This window comes from Streptomyces sp. NPDC031379, from assembly GCF_055569615.1.
This window is the reverse complement of record NZ_JBVIIT010000012.1, coordinates 43,333-61,357: the sequence shown is the minus strand read 5'-3', so window position 1 is coordinate 61,357 and position 18,025 is coordinate 43,333. Positions and strand designations below refer to the sequence as shown.

At 71.2% G+C, this 18,025-nt stretch carries 17 protein-coding genes; 10 read left to right on the top strand and 7 right to left on the bottom strand.

All coding sequences use genetic code 11. The features are described 5' to 3' along the window. The first annotated feature begins 35 nt into the window (after nt 1–35). The 4 genes from ACZ5CW_RS18970 (at nt 36) to ACZ5CW_RS18955 (ending at nt 5,591) form a co-directional block, all read left to right on the top strand. Nucleotides 36–998 (top strand): adenosine kinase, encoded by a 963-nt coding sequence (locus ACZ5CW_RS18970; RefSeq protein ID WP_468602674.1) that lies wholly within the window; start codon nt 36–38, stop codon nt 996–998. Beyond that, nucleotides 995–2,509 carry a GMC family oxidoreductase gene (locus tag ACZ5CW_RS18965; protein ID WP_468602672.1) on the top strand — a complete coding sequence of 505 codons (1,515 nt, stop codon included), beginning with the start codon at nt 995–997 and terminating at the stop codon, nt 2,507–2,509. The genes ACZ5CW_RS18970 and ACZ5CW_RS18965 overlap by 4 nt, the downstream gene beginning before the upstream one ends. A gap of 56 nt (nt 2,510–2,565) precedes the next feature. Continuing rightward, nucleotides 2,566–3,462 carry an aldo/keto reductase gene (locus ACZ5CW_RS18960; RefSeq protein WP_468602965.1) on the top strand — a complete coding sequence of 299 codons (897 nt, stop codon included), beginning with the start codon at nt 2,566–2,568 and terminating at the stop codon, nt 3,460–3,462. Between the two features lie 89 nt (nt 3,463–3,551). Continuing rightward, entirely contained in the window at nt 3,552–5,591 is a 2,040-nt protein-coding gene (locus tag ACZ5CW_RS18955; protein WP_468602670.1) for a radical SAM protein, read from the top strand. 143 nt (nt 5,592–5,734) lie between these two features. Here the strand turns inward: ACZ5CW_RS18955 and folE are convergent, their stop codons facing one another. The 3 genes from folE to ACZ5CW_RS18940 all read right to left on the bottom strand — a co-directional run bounded on the left by folE (nt 5,735) and on the right by ACZ5CW_RS18940 (nt 7,247). After that, nucleotides 5,735–6,367, bottom strand: a complete 633-nt coding sequence (gene folE, locus ACZ5CW_RS18950; protein WP_468602963.1) for a GTP cyclohydrolase I FolE — start codon at nt 6,365–6,367, stop codon at nt 5,735–5,737. Nucleotides 6,368–6,392: 25 nt separating this feature from the next. After that, entirely contained in the window at nt 6,393–6,575 is a 183-nt protein-coding gene (locus ACZ5CW_RS18945) for a hypothetical protein (protein ID WP_468602668.1), read from the bottom strand. Nucleotides 6,576–6,698: 123 nt separating this feature from the next. Further along, a complete protein-coding gene (locus ACZ5CW_RS18940; RefSeq protein ID WP_468602666.1) occupies nt 6,699–7,247 on the bottom strand; it encodes a DUF2231 domain-containing protein in 549 nt (182 codons plus the stop codon). Nucleotides 7,248–7,368: 121 nt separating this feature from the next. Here ACZ5CW_RS18940 and ACZ5CW_RS18935 point away from each other — a divergent pair, with 121 nt between their 5' ends. Continuing rightward, entirely contained in the window at nt 7,369–8,097 is a 729-nt protein-coding gene (locus tag ACZ5CW_RS18935) for a helix-turn-helix transcriptional regulator (protein ID WP_468602664.1), read from the top strand. Between the two features lie 158 nt (nt 8,098–8,255). Further along, nucleotides 8,256–8,867 (top strand): TetR/AcrR family transcriptional regulator, encoded by a 612-nt coding sequence (locus tag ACZ5CW_RS18930; RefSeq protein WP_468602662.1) that lies wholly within the window; start codon nt 8,256–8,258, stop codon nt 8,865–8,867. A gap of 76 nt (nt 8,868–8,943) precedes the next feature. Here ACZ5CW_RS18930 and ACZ5CW_RS18925 read toward each other — a convergent pair whose 3' ends face one another. The 4 genes from ACZ5CW_RS18925 to ACZ5CW_RS18910 form a co-directional block, all read right to left on the bottom strand. Further along, entirely contained in the window at nt 8,944–10,605 is a 1,662-nt protein-coding gene (locus ACZ5CW_RS18925; RefSeq protein WP_468602660.1) for a carboxylesterase/lipase family protein, read from the bottom strand. 32 nt (nt 10,606–10,637) lie between these two features. Continuing rightward, nucleotides 10,638–11,882 (bottom strand): choice-of-anchor Q domain-containing protein, encoded by a 1,245-nt coding sequence (locus ACZ5CW_RS18920; protein ID WP_468602658.1) that lies wholly within the window; start codon nt 11,880–11,882, stop codon nt 10,638–10,640. 403 nt (nt 11,883–12,285) lie between these two features. Continuing rightward, on the bottom strand, nt 12,286–12,951 hold the full coding sequence (locus tag ACZ5CW_RS18915; protein WP_468602656.1) for a TetR/AcrR family transcriptional regulator: 666 nt from the start codon (nt 12,949–12,951) through the stop codon (nt 12,286–12,288). Next, the gene (locus ACZ5CW_RS18910; protein WP_468602654.1) at nt 12,948–14,243 is read right to left on the bottom strand and encodes a PucR family transcriptional regulator; all 1,296 of its coding nucleotides are present in this window, start codon (nt 14,241–14,243) and stop codon (nt 12,948–12,950) included. Before ACZ5CW_RS18910 ends, ACZ5CW_RS18915 begins: the two co-directional genes overlap by 4 nt. Before the next feature lie 188 nt (nt 14,244–14,431). On the opposite strand from ACZ5CW_RS18910, the gene ACZ5CW_RS18905 reads away from it, so the two are divergent. From ACZ5CW_RS18905 to ACZ5CW_RS18890, 4 genes are read left to right on the top strand one after another with little or no spacing between them, the layout of a single operon-like run. Further along, the gene (locus tag ACZ5CW_RS18905; protein ID WP_468602652.1) at nt 14,432–15,190 is read left to right on the top strand and encodes an ABC transporter ATP-binding protein; all 759 of its coding nucleotides are present in this window, start codon (nt 14,432–14,434) and stop codon (nt 15,188–15,190) included. Further along, entirely contained in the window at nt 15,187–15,993 is an 807-nt protein-coding gene (locus tag ACZ5CW_RS18900) for an ABC transporter ATP-binding protein (RefSeq protein ID WP_468602650.1), read from the top strand. The genes ACZ5CW_RS18905 and ACZ5CW_RS18900 overlap by 4 nt, the downstream gene beginning before the upstream one ends. Before the next feature lie 5 nt (nt 15,994–15,998). Further along, entirely contained in the window at nt 15,999–16,880 is an 882-nt protein-coding gene (locus ACZ5CW_RS18895; RefSeq protein ID WP_468602648.1) for a branched-chain amino acid ABC transporter permease, read from the top strand. Continuing rightward, nucleotides 16,877–18,025 (top strand): branched-chain amino acid ABC transporter permease, encoded by a 1,149-nt coding sequence (locus tag ACZ5CW_RS18890; protein WP_468602646.1) that lies wholly within the window; start codon nt 16,877–16,879, stop codon nt 18,023–18,025. Before ACZ5CW_RS18895 ends, ACZ5CW_RS18890 begins: the two co-directional genes overlap by 4 nt.

Here is an 18,025-nt window from a genome sequence, read left to right as displayed (position 1 = left end):
GACTCAGGCGCCGACGACGGCCCGAGAGGAAACCCATGACCAACGACACCGACGTCCTCGTCCTGGGCGGCGCAGGAGTGGACACGATCGTCCACGTCCCCGAACTGCCGCTCCCCTTCGCCGACAGCTACATGATCCGGCCGGGTATCGAGACCCGCGCGGGACAGAGCGGCGACTTCGTCGCGCTCGGCCTGACCTCCCTCGGACTGCGTGTACATCACCTCGACATGATCGGCGACGACCACGAGGGAGACCTGGTGCGTGCCCTGCACCGCGACCGGGACATCCCCCTCACGGCGATTCCGCAGCCCGCCGGCACGAAGCGTGCGGTCAACCTCGTCGGCCCCGACGGGCGGCGGCTGTCCTGCTACGACGACACCCGCTCCGGGGCCGACGACCGGCTGCCTGAGGACACGGTGCGCGAACTCGCCGCCGCCAGCCGCCACGCGCACGTCGTCATCACCCACCCGTGCGCGCATGCACTGCCCCTCCTGCGGGAGGCCGGGCTCACGGTCTCGACGGACCTGCACGACTGGGACGGCGTCAACCCCTACCACGAGCCCTTCGCCCTCGAGGCGGACCTCGTCTTCCTGTCCATCACCGCCCTGGCCGACCCGCAGCGCACCCTGCGCGACATCGCCGCGCGTGGCCGCGCTCGGATCGTCGTCGGGACCGCCGGCGCCGAGGGTGCCTATCTGCTGGCCGACGGAGAGCTGACGCACGTTCCCGCGATCACGCCCTCCGCGCCGGTCGTGGACTCCAACGGCGCGGGCGACGCCTTCGCCTCCGCCTTCCTGCTCGGCTGGCTGAACGGCGAGCACCCGCAGCGCTGCGCACTGTACGGTTCCGTCGCCGGAGCCCACGCCTGCACCATCCCCTCGACGCGCACCCACGCCATCAGCCTCGCCGAACTGATCGAACGCGCCGCAGAGGTGGATTCCGCTCACCTGGCGTCGAGGGCCCCCGGCGGCCCCCAGCCCGCCGGAGGCCACGTATGACGACCCCGACCACAAGGGAACCCCGCTCCCGGTACGACGTGGTGATCCTCGGCGGGGGAGTGGCCGGCTGCGTACTGGCGTCCCGGCTCAGTGAGGACCCCGACCGCACGGTCTGCCTGGTGGAGGCCGGACCGGACTACGGTCCCGACTGGCGTTCATGGCCCGCCAAACTGCTCGACGCGCACGCCCTGCCGCGCGACGACGTCTGGGAGCGCGGCACCGAAGTCCATCGCATCCGGGCCCGGGTACTGGGCGGCTCCTCGTGCGTCAACGGCTGCTGGCACACCTGGGGTTCGTGGGCCGACCACCAGGAGTGGACGAGCCTCGGCGGGCCCCGCTGGTCAGCGGCGGCCATGGAGCCGTACCGGCAGCGGGCCGTCCGCCAGATGCGGCTGCGGGCCGTACCCGACAGCGAATGCAACGTCTTCACCCGCGCCGCGCTGGCCGCGGCCCGAGAACTCGGATACGACGACGTCGACATGGCCGTCCCCGGCTCGCCGGGTTGTGGCACTCCGCTGATCAACGCCCTCGACGGCATCCGCTGGAACGCGTCCTTCGCCTACCTCCGTCCCGCGCGTTCCCGGCCGAACCTGACGATCCGCGCAGGCGCCATGGCGGACCGGCTGACGGTACGCGGTGGTCGCGTCCAGGGCGTCGAGATCGTCGTGGACGGCCGGCGGGAGACTCTGACCGCGGACACCTACCTGGTCGCGTGCGGGACTTTCGGTTCGGCCGCGCTGCTCCTGCGCAGTGGTGTCGGACCCGCCGACCACATGCGCGAGAACGGCATCCGCCCCGAGGTCGACCTGCCCGGCGTCGGTGTGAACCTCACCGACCAACCCGGCGTCTTCGTGCGCCTCGCGCCGACGTCGGAACTGAACGCGGCCTTGGCCGCGAAGGAAGAAGCCGGCGAACTGTACGTCAGCCGGATGCTGATCCGGGCAGCCAGTGCCGTCTGCCCGGAGAACACCTGGGACCTGCACATCCTGCCCTCCGCCGGTGATCCACTGTTCGGCTCCCTGCCGCCCGGCGAGTACGAGGCGGGCATCTCCGCCTTCCTGATGAAGCCGGCCTCGCGCGGCCGGGTCCGGCTGCGCTCTGCCGACCCGACCGTGCCCCTGGACATCGACCCGGCCTACCTCACCGACCCGGCCGGCCGAGATCTCACCGCCCTCCGCTCGGGCCTGGAGATCGTCGAGCGGATGGCTGCGACGGCCGCCCTGAAACCGCTGGCGGGGCCGGTGACCGGCAGCCCCTTGCGTGCGCTGAGTGCCGACCGGCTACGCGCCCGCCTCGGCACCTACTGGCACCCCGTCGGCACCTGCGCCATGGGCGTCCCCGAGGATCCGCTCGCCGTCGTCGACGGCGAGGCCCGGGTGCGGGGCGTCGCCAACCTGCGGGTCGCCGACGCCTCCGTCCTGCCCACCGTCCCGGCGGCGAACACCCAGCTGCCGGTGCTGGCCGCCGCCGAACTGATCGCCGACATGGTGAAGGAGGACGAGGCGCGATGACCACGCCGGCCAGGGAGACCGAGCGTGTCGACAGCGGTCGCCTCGTCTACGGCTGCATGGGACTCGGCGGCGACTGGGACCGGACGCCGTACACCGGTGCCGACATCGACCACGCGCAGGCAGCCGTCGAGGCCGCTCTGGACGCCGGAATCACTGCCTTCGACCACGCCGACATCTACCGGTTCGGCAAGTCCGAGGCCGTGTTCGGCGAGGTGCTGGCCCGGGCTCCCGGACTGCGCGAGCGGATCGTGCTCCAGACGAAGTGCGGAATCCGCCTGGCCGAGGGCGAGCAGCCCGGACTGTACGACCTGCGGGCCCAGAGCATCGTGCGGTGCGTGGAACAGAGTCTGACCCGGTTGCGCACCGATGTGCTCGACATCCTCCTGCTCCACCGCCCCGACCCGCTGGCCGCCCCGGACGAGGTCGCGAAGGCGCTGCACGCCCTGCACGACCAAGGGCTGGTACGGCAGTTCGGCGTCTCCAACATGAGCGCCACGCAGATAGCCCAACTGCAGACCCGTCTCACGTTGCCCCTCGTGGTCGATCAGCTGGAGATGAGCCTGGCCCGGCGGGACTGGGTGGAGGCCGGCGTGCTGGTGAACACCCAGGCCGCTGCCGCATGCGGCTTCCCGGCGGGCACCCTCGAGTACTGCGTGGACCATGACATCACCGTGCAGGCATGGGGAGCACTGGCCCGAGGCCGCTACACCGGCGCCGAGCCGTCGCCGGCGGCCGAGATGATCCACAAGCTCGCGCGGAGCCACGACACCACACCGGAGACAGTCCTGCTGTGGTGGCTACAGCGCCACCCGGCAGGCATCGTCCCGGTGATCGGTACCAGCCGCCCCGAGCGGATCCGCGCCTGCCGGGACGCGGCGGTACGCCGGCCGGGCCTCGGCCACGAGGAGTGGTACGGGCTGTGGATCGCTGCCCGAGGCGCCCCCCTGCCCTGACACCGTCTCCCACCTCACCACTCGGCCCCGGCCCCCCCGAAGCCAAGGCCCCGGGGCCGGCACAACCATGCCGCACGGACGGAGAACCAGTGACCGCGAGCACCACCCCCATGCCCAAAAGCCGGCCGGGCCTGCTGCAGTCGGCCCGCTTCTACATCACCTTCCGCTGCAATTCGCTGTGCGGATACTGCAACGTCTGGCAGGACGACAAGTTCAAAGGCCATGACGAACTGACTCTGGAGAGGGCCTGCCGGATCCTCGACGAACTCTACGAACTCGGCGTCCGCTACGTCGACTTCACCGGCGGCGAACCGGTACTGCACCCGCACATAGACGGCATCGTCCAGTACGCCAAATCCCTCGGCATGACGGTGGAGATCACCAGCAACGGCATCCGCTTCGCCAAGCACATCGACGCGATCGTGCCCTACGTCGACACCATGAACGTCTCACTGGACACGCTCCGTCCCGACCGCTACCGGCAGATCCGCGGCGTACCCACCCTGGACCGGGCCCTGGACGTCATTCAGCGGGTCATCGCCACCGGCTCCGACAACCTCAAGCTGATCTGCGTGATCACTCGGGAGAACGTCGACGAGATACCGGACCTTCTGCGCTTCGCCCACGAGAACCGGATCACCATCTACTTCTCGGGCATGTTCGAGTACTTCGACGAGCAGGACACCGTCCGGGACACGAACCGAACGGCACGCAAGCTCAAACTGATCGAACAGAACGGCAAGCCGCTCGCCGCTCCAGGGCGGTCGGACCGTATGGTCGCCTCCGAGCCGACCGGCGGAGGGATCGCGGCCGAACTCATGCGGCTGCTCTACCAGCCCTTCGCACTGATCAACCTGCACTTCCGCAAGTACATGGAAACGCTCGACCCCGCGGCACCGACCGACTGCTTCGCCAACAAACGCATCCTCACTGTCGGTCCGGACGGGCGTCTGGTCCTGCCGTGCTACCACGCCTTCGACAACTCGGTGGAGTGGGACCGCCCGCTGCGCGAACTGGTGCGGGACGAGGAGTTCCAGCGCGTGCGTGACGAGGAGGTCGGCCGGCGCTCCGAGTGCCGCGGCTGCACCGTCTTTCCGTACATCGGGCTGTCATTCAGCTACCGCTTCGACAAGATCTTCCTCTATCAGGCACTCTCGGAGGAGATCGCCAAGATCAAGACCCGATTCACGGACCCCCTGCACCCGCGCCTCGGTCCTGCCTATGAAGAACTCCACCCGGCCTACGAGGAGTTGGAGCAGCTGATCGACCGCGCCCTGCCGGCGCCGCTCCCGCCGTCGGCCTCCGACCACTTCTACCGCTTCGAGACCACCGCGACGGGCGGCATCCGCACCGAACTCGTCGCCGGCGAGATGAGCCTCGCCGAACTGCTGGCCGACCACGCACACGACGACTGCTGGGGCGTCCAGCGCTCCCCGCACACCTGGATGCGCCTGGTCTATCGCGACCTCGTGCCCGCGCTGAAGGACCTGGTGGACGAGAATCTGCTCGGCCAGGACGCCTACGAGACAACGGTCGCCGACCTGTACGCGGTGCATCTCGCCTGGTGGCGGGGGTATCTCGCGCGGTACTACCGCGGCGCGGACAAGACGGACACGGCCGGCCCCGAGAAGATCCTCACCCGCTTCCTGGAGCGTACCGTGGCCCTGCTGCCCGACGCGCCCGCTGCCGACCGTGTCCGCGAGGTCCTGCTGCACGCCGGCTGCGTCCTGGGCCTGGAGCCGGACACCCTCGCCCCACTGGCGGTGCGCACCCCGATTCCCGAGGCGTCGCTGATCGCCAAGCACCTGCTGCTGGCCGCCGCCGACACCGACCTGCCCCGTTATGCGGACCTCCTCCCGGAGGAGGCCGCCGGCCCTCTGCGTCGTGCGGCTGGAGCGGCGCGCCCGGAGGCGGGCGACGACGCTCCCCTGGACACCGAGACCGCACGACTCCTCCACCATGAGGACCACGAGGGACCCGTCGACCGGCCCACCGCAGAGCGCCTGCTGGAGGCATTGGCGTCTCTCACTCCCGAGCAGCGCACGGTCCTGCCCGAGCGTCTGCTCGACCACGAGCTGCGGGCCCCGCACGTACTGCGCCGCCGCGGCGAGGCGTTGCGTTCGCCGTGAGCCCCCGGAAGACACCGAAAGCGGTCGACGCCCTGCGCGGGCCCGCGGCCCCCGTGCTCGGAATCTGCTCCACGGCGGCCCCCCGTGCCGCCGCAGCGCCGGCGGGAAGATCGAGCGGTCAGGGTTCGTGCGGTGCTGCCCGGTCAGCCGGCTGCGCCGGTGAGGGCGAGGAATTCGCTGCGGGAGCGGGCGTCGGAACGCAGCAGTCCGAGCAGCGTGGAGGTCATGGTGCTGGAGCCGGTGGCCTGGACGCCGCGCAGGGACATGCAGGCGTGTTCGGCCTCGATGACCACGCCGACGCCCTTGGGCTCCAGGTGGGTCTGCAGCCAGTCGGCGACCTGTTTGGTCAGGCGTTCCTGGACCTGGGGGCGGCAGGCGAAGTGCTCGACCACGCGGGCCAGCTTGGACAGGCCGAGGATCCGGGCGCCGGGCAGGTAGCCGACGTGGGCCGTGCCGACGATCGGCAGCAGGTGGTGCTCGCAGACGGTACGGACCGGTATGCGGCGGGCCAGGACCAGTTCGTCGTACCCCTCGTCGTTGGGGAAGGTGGTCAGGTCGAAGGGACGCGGGCTGAACAGCTCGGCGTACGCGTGGGCCATCCGCCGCGGTGTGCCGCGCAGGCTCTCCGAGGCGGTGGAGATGCCGAGGGCGTTGAGGAACTGGCCCGCCGCGGCCTCCGCGGCGGCCAGGTCGATGCCTTCGGGTTCGTGCACGACCCGCAGGGCGGGCCGCGCGGGTGCCGTCTCTTCTTCGCTGTGCAGGTCTGTACGGGGCATGGTGCGGTCGAGGTGTTGGGTCATGTCAGCTGCCTCCGATGCCCAGGGCGGTGAGCAGAACCAGAACGAGAGTGACCACGGCGAGCAGGCCGTGGGCGAGCACGACCGCCACGGGGAAGTGCCGTTCGGCAGGGATGGCCGCTTCGGGTCCCCCGGCCGCCGTGGCTGTGGCCCGGTCGCGGTGGACGGGAATCCAGCGGGCCAGCATCACGAACCGCCGAGAGCGGTGACGATCCAGGTGATCAGTGCGGTGATGTCCATGGGGGACTCCCGGGTGGGGTCGGTGGTGGAGGCGCCGGAGGAGGCCGCCGTTGCGGGGTCGGGGGCCGCCTCACGCGGTGGTGCGGGTGCTCCTGCGGCTGTGGTGTGGTGTGTATCCCTCGGCCTGGGTGGTTTCGTCGGCGACGCGCACGCCGTAGCGGTAGGCGAGCTTGCCGCCCAGAAAGCCCGAGACCGCCAGGGTGATCACGCTGAGCGCGGACAGTACGAGTCGCCCGGTCCCGACGCTTCCACCACCGGTGTGTTCTGCGTAGCGCCACAGGAAGTTGACGACGTAGGCGGCGGTCACCAGCAGGTTCAGTGTCATGTGCACCAAGGCGGTACGAAAGGCCGGGGTGCCGGCGGGAATCGCGAACAGGTCGAGAAAGCCGACCATGGCCGCCGGCAGGGCACCGATCACCCCGACCGCGATCAGCCACTCCGAGGACTGGCTCAGGAATCCGGGACGGTGCACGACATGGGAAGCGATGTCGAACATCAGGCTGGTCACCCAGGCGCCGATCGGCACGGTGACCAGGATCGGGTGGAACGGGTGACCGTACGGGCCGGCGAGCGCGGCACTGACCGGACGTTTCGCCTGGAGCTGTGACTCATGGGCCATGGGAACCTCCCACTAGTTTCACCAATAAAGCTTGGTCTTATTGCGGGAGGACGTCAAGATGCGCAGCCCATAGCGAGTGAAGAACACTTGTGCCTACATGAATGGGGGTTACTGTGGTCTTGTGGCTTCCGATCCGACTGCGCGGGCCGACACGGCCGACAGCGCCATCGACTCCGTCAGCGTCCTGAGCGAGGACTCGCGTCGGCGCATGTTCACCTTCATCCGGCGTGCCCGCCGCGCCGTCACCCGTGACGAGGCCGCCGCCAGCGTCGGCATCTCCCGCAAGCTCGCCGCCTTCCACCTCGACAAGCTCGTCGATGCCGGCCTGCTGCGGGCGCGCTACGAAACGCCTGGCGGGATTCGCAAGGTGGGCAGGCAGCCGAAGGTCTATGAGCCGACCGACGCCCAGATCACCGTGAGCATCCCCGACCGGCGCCACGAACTTCTGGCGGACCTGCTCCTGGACGCCGTCCTGACCGAGGGCACGGACGAAAACGCCGCGCAGGCGGCGGTGCGGACCGCCGAGCGGCGCGGTCGGCAGATGGGCGAGGCCGCCCGGGAGGAGACCCGCCCGGGCCGCCTGGGCCCCGAGCGCGGGCTGACTGCCTGCGAGCGCCTGCTGGACCAGTACGGCTACGAACCCGTCCGGGACACCCCCACCCAGCTGCGCTTGCGCAACTGCCCCTTCCACCCGCTGGCCGCCAAGGCCCCCGACCTGGTGTGCGGCATGAATCATGCCTTCCTCAGCGGCTACCTGGGCGGCCTGGAGGTCAACGGTGTCCAGGCCGTCCTGGCGCCCGAACCCGGGGAATGCTGCGTACGGCTCGGCCCCAGCGACACCCTCACCTGACAGAATGCGCCGAGAGGCGTCATGCGCACCGGGCATCGGCGGCACAGCTCGTCGACCCTGACGGGGATCGTGCCGCAGTCGCCGGACGCGGCCGGATGCGGTGCCGAGAAGCGGCACGGGGATGAGCGGACACCGGCTTCTCGCCTAGAGTCGGCTGTATGACTCAGGCACCGGCCCAGGACCGCGGCGCACGGTCCCGTGACGCGATTCTCGACACCGCCGGCGCACTGATGTCGCGGTACGGATACGCCGCCACGTCCATTTCCATGATCTCCGCCGAGTGCGGTCTGCCGCCCAGCTCCATCTACTGGCACTTCGGCAGCAAGGACGGGATCTACGTCGCGGTGCTGGAACGCGCCAGGACCGTGCTGCTGGCGGCCCTGCCCCCGGCCGACGTACCGGGCGCCGACGTCGCGCAGCGCCTGGACGCCTTCCTGGCGGAGGTCGAGGAAGCCTTCCGGCGCCATCCTCACGGTCTGAAACTGCTGCTGGGGCTGGGCATGGTGCAGCAGGACGCCAGCGCGGCGGCCGTGGCCGAGGTGCACCACTACCGCGACGCGCTGGTCGCCTGGGCTCAGGATGCGCTGAGCGCGATTTTCGGGCTGGATGACCGCCCGGAGGTTGCGGACGAACTGGCGCGCTTCACACTCAGGATGGCGAGCGGCACCGCCGTCGCCCGGTGGTTCGAACCGGGAGCCGTCCTGGAGACGGGGCCGTTGCACATCGCCTTGCTGGCGCTCGCGGCTCACCACGACGTTCTGGGGCGCTGAGCCTCGGGCGGGGGAGCCCTGTGCCGTGACCTCGCGGACGCTCTGGTCGGCCGCGGCGGCGGGCCGGAACCTCACGTCATCGCACGGCTCCGCGGGAAGCGGGGGAGGGGAGCCAGAAGGCACAGTGGTGGTCGGTCGCGAAGCCGGTGGTGGATGTGATGCGGTCCGGCGCCAGCACCTGGACGCGGTCACCTTCGGCCGTGTGGCGAGGCCAGGCGGGAGCGCGGGAGCCGTTGGGGTCGCCGGTGGCCGCGAACCGTGCCCAGTAGGCGGTCATCGTGGCGGACAGCCGCCGCTGGGCGGGCGTCAGGCGCAGGGAGTCCATGGGAAAGAGATACGCCAGTTCGGAGGCGTGGAACGCGCCCTGCGGAGTGTGCGGCGCTGGGATGAACGGTGGGGCCTCGGGGTCGTGGAACTCGTAGGCGTAGACGGGCGCCCGGGTGCCGTACAGCCGGCTGTCGGCCCGCGCCGGGCAGGCGAACCGCTGGTCGGTGTTGACGGCGGAATAGGCCAGGTTCGGGGACGGATACGCCGAGGCCGGATACGTGTGCAGCACCGCCGCCGCACGGCCGCCGTGCTGGAGCCCGATCAGGGCGGCGTACGAGGCGGCGGACAGGGGGCCGCCACCGAGCAGATCCACCTGCAGTGCGGTGAAGTACCGGTACTCGTCATGGGTGTTGCCGTTCAGTGTCGGGACGGCGTTCACCCGTCCCTCGGCCCATGCTCTGTCCGGAGCGCGCGGGAGGACACGTGGCCCGGTGTTCGGGCTCCACAAGGAGGCTGTCCCGGTCCCGGTGCCGCGAAGGAGTTCGGTGACGGGCAGGGCGCGCAGACAGCTCGCCGCGGTCGCCGGGTCCGCGCAGCCGACCGAGGCCGCGAAGTCGCTTCCTCTCTGCTGGGCCGCGCCGAGCGTGAGCGGTGTCAGACCGCCGTCCGAGGCGCAGCTCCCGCTCTGCTGGATCGCCCGCTGGAACAGGCCTTCGGCGGTCGGGGACGCGATGTGGGCGCAGGTGTCCACCGATCCGGCTGACTGGCCGCCGAGGGTCACTCGGTCGTGGTCGCCGCCGAAGGCGCCGATGTTGTGCGCAACCCAGCGCAGCGCGGCCTGCTGATCCATCAGGCCGTAGTCGCCGGAGGCGTGGTCCGCGCTCTCCGACGACAGGGCGGGGTGGGCGAGGAACCCCAGTGCTCCCAGGCGGTAGTTGACGGTCACCACGATCACGCCGCGCGCGGTCAGCGCCGAGCCGTCGTAGTCGCTGCCGGCGCCGTAGGCGTTGCTGCCGCCGTGCAGCCACACCAGCACGGGGAGGGGCCGGCCGCCGGTGCGGGCGGGTGTCCACACATTGAGATACAGGCAGTCCTCCGTCGTGCTGCCGGTGCGGTTGGACTCGCCGGGAAGGACGGGGCCGCCGTCGGGGAGCAGCGTCAGCGGCGGTTGGGGGCAGGGCCGGGCCGGTGCGGTGGCGTCCCGTACGCCGGACCAGCGTTCGGCGGGCCGTGGGGGACGCCAGCGCAGTTCGCCCGTCGGCGGGGCGGCGAAGGGGATGCCCTGGAAGACCCGGCCGCCGTCTCGGTGGACCGCGCCGCGCACCCAGCCGCGGTCGGTCCGCACGACCAGCGAGTCGTGAGCGGCATCGGCCCGGGCCTCGGGCGGGGGAACGGCGAGGGCCGACAGCAGCAGGGCCAGAACCGCGATCATGGAGCGGGCCAGGGTGTTGCGCAGGCTCGGCGATCTCATCGCATCTCCCGATGCCGGTGCGAGCGGTGTGGTCATGACGTGTGCTCGTAGGCGCCGATGTCGCAGCCGGTGCCCTGGGGGCGGGCGACACCGCGCTGATCGGTGGCCGGGCAGTCGGCCGCCGCGTCCAGGGCGGGGCTTCCCGGCAGCAGTGCGGCGGTGTCCGTGGGGCCGCCGTTGTCGGCGAGCGGGCCGATCAGCGGCGCACGGCTGGGCAGGTCGCCCGCGGCGGTGAGCCGGCAACTTCCGTCACCGTCGATGTTGTGGCCCTCCGATGCGATGGTCGCGAAGGCCTTCTTGCAGTCGGCGGCCTTGCCGTCGACGGTGTTGCCGGCGACGACGGAGTTGCGCAACGTCAGTCGCCCCAGCGGCAGATCGATGACGTCGGGAATCGGGTAGGGCAGGCTGTCGAGGTAGGCCGGGGCGATGTTGATCCCGCCTCCGCCGTCGCTCGAACTGTTGCCGGAAATGGTCGAGTTGAGGATCTCCACGGGTCCCCGGCCGCGGATGTCGATCCCGCCGCCGTAGCCGGCGAGGCTGCCGGGACGGTCGCCCGGGTTCGTCACGCGGTTGTCGGCGACCGTCGAGTTGGTCACCGTGCCGCTGTCGTCGAATCTGATGCCACCGGCCTCCCCCGCGACGTTCCCGCTGACGGTGCTGTCGATGAGATCCAGGTGCGAGCCGGGGATGTTGAAGATGGCACCGCCGTAGCCCGCGGAGTTCCCGGTCACGGCGACCCGTCGCAGCGTCATGTGGTGCCCGTTGGCGATGCCGCCGCCACCGGTGTCGGTGATGGGCAGTTCTCGCTCCTTGGCCACTCCTCCAGTGATCGTCAGATCGGACAGCCGGGTGTCGGCCTGCATGCGGAAGGCGCGGTCCAGGTGGTTGGCGTCGAGGACGGTGGTCCGCGCGCCGGAGCCGCGGAACGTGGTGGGCGCGACGACGTTCAGGTCACCCGTGGTCGGGTCGGGGTGGTCTCCGATGATCTTGCTGGGATCCGGGGGGACGGTCAGCCGGTAGCGGCCCGGGGGCAGTGTGACGGTGCTGCCCGGGCGGGCGTTGGCGGCCATCACCGCGGCGCGCAGGCTGCAAGCGCCCGACACGGTGCGGCACAGGCCGTCCGACGGATCGGCATCGACTGCGTCGGACGTGGTGTCCACGGTGAACTCCGTCGGTTCGGCGGCGGCGGGCACGGCGGCCCTGGCTGTGGGGGCGGCGAGTGCCACTGCCGTGGTGAGGAGGACGGCGAGTGCCGTCGGGCTGGTTCGGACGTTCATCAGGTGAACTCCTCTCGGTGAGGAAAGGGAGAACTCGACTGATGCGAGGACCTGCTGCCGGCGCGAAGTGGTCCTGCCGGTGCAGATGCGGCCCGTGGAGAAACGCGGTCGGGCGCCTTCCGGTGGGGCGCTCGAGCGACGAGGCGGGCCGGAACGGGTGGGGCTGGCGGGGTGCGAACGGCGCGTGAGCCGTCCGCGCTCTGTAGGGAGCGTTCCATTCACGGAGTGCGGTGTCTACTGGCAGGTAGGGGAATGACCGGATAGAGACGGCGCTCTGCGTGACGGGGAAGCCACGGTCGCCTCGATCGCGGGCGGGCGACCTCGCCCCCGCGGAAGAAAATCGGCGCCTCTCTTGACCGGCCGTACCTACTGGTCAGTATGCTCGCGCCACCCGCCGGGCGGTTCAGCCGGGGGGTGCCGACAGATGAATCAGGATGCCGCACACCTCGTCCACGATCTCCTGCGCCTCCGTATCGTCCCCGCAGTCGCCCAGCTCGCGCGCCGCTCCTCCGATGACGGTGGTCAGCACGCTCACCCGGACCCGGCCGGCGCGTTGCCGCTCGTCCACCTCCAGGAGCCGGGCGTTGCGCCGTACCCATGCGCGGTCCCACTGGCGGCGCAGCGCCTCGAAGCCGGCCGGGGCGTCGTCCTCCACCAGGAGTCTGCCGAGCCGCCGGTTGTCCCAGGCGCCCTCCAGGTACGCCCGGGCTCCCGCCACGAAGAGCGCGGTGGGGTCGTCCACACCACGGCTGCGCTCGGCGGTCAGCGTGGCCGCGGTCCGGCGCTCCTGCTCCTCCCGGAACTCCTCCCACAGGGCGAGGTAAAGCCCCCGCTTTCCGCCGTAGTGCTGGAAGAGACTGCCCACCGGGATGCCGGAGCGCGCCGCGATCTCGGTGAGACCGGCGTCTGTGTAACCGCGCTCGTCGAACACCTCCAGCGCGGCGTCCAGCAGCGCACGCCGGACCGTTCGGTTCTGCCCGGCGTGCCCCTCCGCCAGGCCCCTGTCCCCATGGCCGCCCGGCGGCTGAGACCCCGACCCGGTCCCGGAAGACTCCACGACGCCGCTCACCGGCAATCCCCACCTTCCCCGGCCCCGTCGCGGATGGCGAGGGCGACCAGCAGTTCCAGGAGGTCGGCGATCCGGCGCGGGTTGCGGCCGGTGCGCTCCTCGATCCGGCGCAACCGGTAGTGCGCCGTGTTGTGATGAACCCGCAGCCGCTCGGCGGCCAGCCGCAGATTGAGGTCCGCCTCCGCGAAGGCCCGAATGGTGGCGGCCAGCGTGTCGCCGCGTCTGCGGTCCTCCTCCAGCAGCACCCGCACCCGGGGATCGACCAGCTGCCGGGCAAGGTCGTCGGCGCGCAACGCCAGATAGTCGAAGGGGGACAGCCGCGGCAGCGCCGCCACCCCGCCCCCGCTCGGCACCAGGTCGAGGGCGGCGCGCGCCTCCGCGTAGGCCCGCGGCAGTTCGGACGCGCCCCGGGCCACCGTGCTGATGCCCATGGCGAGCATCGTCCCCTCCCGCGCGAGCCGCCGCTGCACGGCCTCGAAGTGGACGCATATGTCCTCCGCGTTCATACCGGCCCGCACCACGGGCACGGCCACCACCTCTTCGTGGCGCACGACCACCAGGGTCCGGCCGGCCCAGGGCCCGGCGACGCTGATCGACGCGCTGGTGGCATACCCGTTCTCGGCCGAGGTGAGGTCCCCGGTGCGCGTGTCGCCGACACAGACCGCCACCACCGCCATCATCGGCGAGCGCGGCCCGATGCCGTACGCCTGCGCCGCGGCGAACTGCGGACCGCGCGTCGGTGCCACGCCGGCCAGGAGCTGGTCCAGGAGATCCCGGCGCTCCCGGTCCGCGTCCGCCACCACATGCTGCTGATACTCGACATAGGCCTGCGCGGCATGGGTGCTGGCGTAGTCGACGTACCGCATCAGCGGCGTGACCAGCAACAGCGCGGCCTGCTGGGCCTCGGCGGACGTGCCCGCGCAGTCCAGCAGCGCGTCCCACAGCACCTGCCGGCCGACCCGGAAAGCACTGATCCAGTCCTCCAGGGCGAATCCCGCACGTGCTCGGCGCATCGCCGCCGCGCGGCTGAACACCAGGTCCTCGGGTGCTATCTCCCGGTCGCCCGCCAGCGCCGCCAGCTGCATCCGGTAGTGCTCGAGCACCTGATCCCGCACGTCGTCGAAGAACCGTTCGTCCTGCAGCGCGTACGACGGGATTTCCGCGCGCATCACCTCGACGGCGGTCTCCGCCACCTCCTCGACCCGGTCGTGGACGGCATGCAGGATCCGCCGCCGCTCCCGGCGGAGCGCATCGGAGGGTTGGGGGGCGCCCAGGGCGGGACCGCGAGGCATGGCGCCGATCGTCGCCGCCCGCCTCGTACTCCGTCAACAGGCCCGGCGTGAGACATCTCCCCGCACTTGTGCGCGGCGCACAGTTCGGCGACCGAGAAGTTGGGTGCTCACACCCAATGTGCGCCTGCAACCCCCGCACCTACTGTGACGCTCTCCCACCCCCCCAGCACGTCGAAAGGGCGTCACTCATGCTCGCGGTCGACGGTATCACCGTGCGCTTCGGCGGGATCACGGCACTGGACGGTGTCGCTTTCACCGTCGAGCCCGGCACCGCCGTGGGGCTCATCGGGCCGAACGGAGCCGGCAAGACCACCTTGTTCAACTGCCTCACCAGGCGCTGCACTCCCGACGGGGGAGAGGTGCGGTTCGAGGACGAGGACCTGCTGGCCCTCCCTCCGCACGCCGTGGCCGAGCGCGGCATCGCCCGCACCTTCCAGAACCTGGGCCTGTTCCCCCGGCTCACGGTCCGGGAGAACGTCATGATCGGCGCCCACAGCCGGGGGCGCACCGGACACCTCGCCGCGGCGCTCCGGCTGCCCCGCGTCCGGCGGGAGGAGAGGGAACTACGTGACCAGGCGGACGACTTGCTACGGCGGCTCGGCCTCACGGATGTGGCCGACCACCCCGCCACCGGGCTGCCGTTCGGCACACTCAAACGCGTCGAACTCGCCCGGGCGCTCGCGGTACGGCCGCGGCTGCTGTTGCTCGACGAACCCGTCAACGGGCTCAGCCACGGCGAGGTCGACCAATTCGCGGATCTGGTCCGGTCGGTGCGCCGGGAGTTCGACCTCACCCTCGTGGTGGTCGAACACCACATGGGGTTCGTGATGGGCCTGTGCGACCGGGTGGTCTGCCTCGACTTCGGCCGCAAGATCGCCGAGGGCTCGCCGGAGGCGATCCAGCGCGACCCGGCGGTCGTCGAGGCGTACCTGGGGGTGGCCGCATGAGCGAAACCACCACCGACCGTGCCGAGGCCGAGGCGAGTGCGGAGCCGGACTTCCTGAAGGTCTCCGACCTGCACGCCGGATACGGCCAGGCCCGTGTGCTGCAGGGCCTCGACCTCTGCGTCGCCCGCGGGGAGGTGTGCGCGATCCTCGGACCCAACGGCGCGGGCAAGACCACGACACTGCGGGCGCTGTGCGGCATGGTCCGCGGCCGCGGCTCGGTCACCCTGAACGGCACGGAACTCCTGGGGCGCTCGCCCGAGCAGGCGGCCAGGCTGGGCGTGGCGCACGTGCCGGAGGGCCGGGGCACCTTCAACGACCTGACCGTCGAGGAGAACCTGCGCGTCGGTGCCCACCTGCGCACGGGTGTCGGGCGGCGGGGCCGTGCCGAGCGCGCGGCCGTGGCGACCGACCTGGAACGGATCTACGGCTACTTCCCCAAGCTGCGCCAGCGGCTGCGCCAGGCCGCCGGCAGCCTCAGCGGCGGCGAGCAGCAGATGCTCGCCATCGGCAGGGCGCTGATGCTGCGGCCCTCGCTGCTGCTGCTCGACGAGCCGTCCCTCGGGCTGGCCCCGCTGGTCACCCGCGAGCTGTTCGAGATCGTCCGTGCCGTCAACGAGGAGGAACACACCACCGTGGTCGTCGTCGAGCAGAACGCCCAGCTCGCGCTGGACATCGCGCACCGGGCCCACGTACTGGAGGCCGGCCGCCTGGTGCTGTCCGGACCGGCCGCACGGATCCGCGAGGACGGCCAGGTCGCCGAGGTGTACCTCGGTGTCTCCGTCCGAGCCCGGAAGGCCGGGTGAGCGCCGTGACCGATCTTCTGCAGCAAGTGGTGGAAGGACTGGGGTCCGGCGCGGTGTACGCCAGCCTGGCGCTGGCCCTGGTGCTGATCCACCGGTTCACGGGGATCGTCAACTTCGCGCAGGGTGAGCTGGCCATGCTCTCGACGTACGTCGCCTGGCAGCTGATGGCGTCCGGGATGCCGTTCTGGCTGGCGCTGCCGGTCACCCTCGCGCTGTCCTTCGCCGGCGGCATGCTGGTCGAGCGGATCGTCATCCGCCCCGTGCAGGGCGCGCCCGAGCTGACGGTGGTCATCGTCACCGTCGGCCTGTTCATCTTCGTCAACGCGCTGGCCGGCCTGATCTGGTCGTTCACCGTGAAGGACTTTCCCCAGCCCTTCCCCGACGGCGGGCTGGACCTGGCCGGGGTGCGCGTGGACTGGTCGACGCTCGGGATCATCGGCGTGGTCGCGGTCGTGATGGGCCTGCTGTATCTGCTGTTCCAGCACACCTCCATCGGCCTGGTGATGCGGGCCGTCGCCTGCAACCCGGCCTCCGCCCGGCTGTCGGGCATCAGGGTGGGCCGGGTGCTGATGCTCGGCTGGGGGCTGGCCGCCACGGTCGGCGCGGTGTCGGGCGTCCTCGTCGCCCCGGTGCTGTTCCTGGAGCCCAACATGATGGGCGGGGTGCTGATCTACGCGTTCGCCGCGGCCACCCTCGGAGGCTTCGACAGCCCGGTCGGTGCGGTCGTCGGCGGCCTGTTCGTGGGCGTCGCCGAGACGCTGACCGGGGCGTACGTGGACGTGATCGGTGCCGATCTGAAGGTGGGCGTCCCTCTCGTGATCATTTTGGCGGTGCTGTCGGTGCGGCCCCAGGGCCTGTTCGGACGGGCGGCGGTGGAGCGCGCATGAACACCATCACAGCGGCACTCGGCACCGACCGGGTCCGGTGGCTGCGGGCCGTGCTCACCGTGCTGCTCGCGGTGGCGGCCGCCGTGGGCGCACCCTTCTACTTCGCCCCCTTCCAGGTCTTCCAGCTGACCATGGTGCTCGTGTACGCCGTGGCGCTGGCCGGCCTGAACCTGCTGGTCGGCTTCGGGGGCCAGATCTCACTCGGGCACGGCGCGTTCTTCGCGGCGGGGGCCTACACCGCGGCGGTCATGCTCGACCGGTACGACACCGGCCACCTGGCCACGCTGCCGGTCGCGGCCGCCGGATGCTTCCTGCTGGGCCTCGGTTTCGGAGTGCCCGCCCTGCGGCTGCGCGGGCTGTACCTGGCCCTGGTCACCCTCTCGTTCGCGGTGTTCCTGCCGCCCCTGCTCAAGCGGCTGGAACCGGTGACGGGCGGCTCCATGGGGCTGACCGTGGACAAGCTGCAACCGCCCGCGTGGAGCGGGCTGGCCGAGGACCAGTGGATGTTCTTCGTCGTCCTCGCCGTCACCGCGCCGGCCCTGCTGCTCGCCCGCAACCTGCTGCGGTCACGGGTCGGACGGGCACTGCTCGCCGTGCGGGACAACGAGAGCGCCGCCGAGGTCATGGGCGTGCGGCTGTCGCTGCACAAGACCCTCGCCTTCGCGTGGAGCGCGATGTTCGCGGGTGTCGCCGGGTGCCTGTACACCTGGGTGATCGGCTTCGTCTCACCCGACTCCTTCAGCTTCGTGCTGTCCATCACGCTGCTGGCCGGCCTGGTGGTCGGGGGGCTCGCCTCGCTGTACGGACCCCTGCTGGGCGCGGCGTTCGTGATGTACGTGCCGAGCGTGTCCCAGGACCTCAGCGAGGCGGCACCGGGAGTGGTGTTCGGCTTGCTGATCATCGCCGTGATGTTCGTGGCCCCGACGGGACTGGCCGGTCTGCCGGGCCGTGTCCTGGGTGTTGCCGCCCGTCGACTGCCCCGCCCCACCGCCGCCCTCGACCGGACGCCCGAGACCGGACCCGCGTCCGACGCGGAATCGACGTCACGGGCCGAAGCCGGACCCTCCGCGACCCTCACCCCTGCGGACCCCGCAGTGGTCGACGCCGAACCCGTGGGCGCACCGCCCCGCACGGAAAAGGAATGA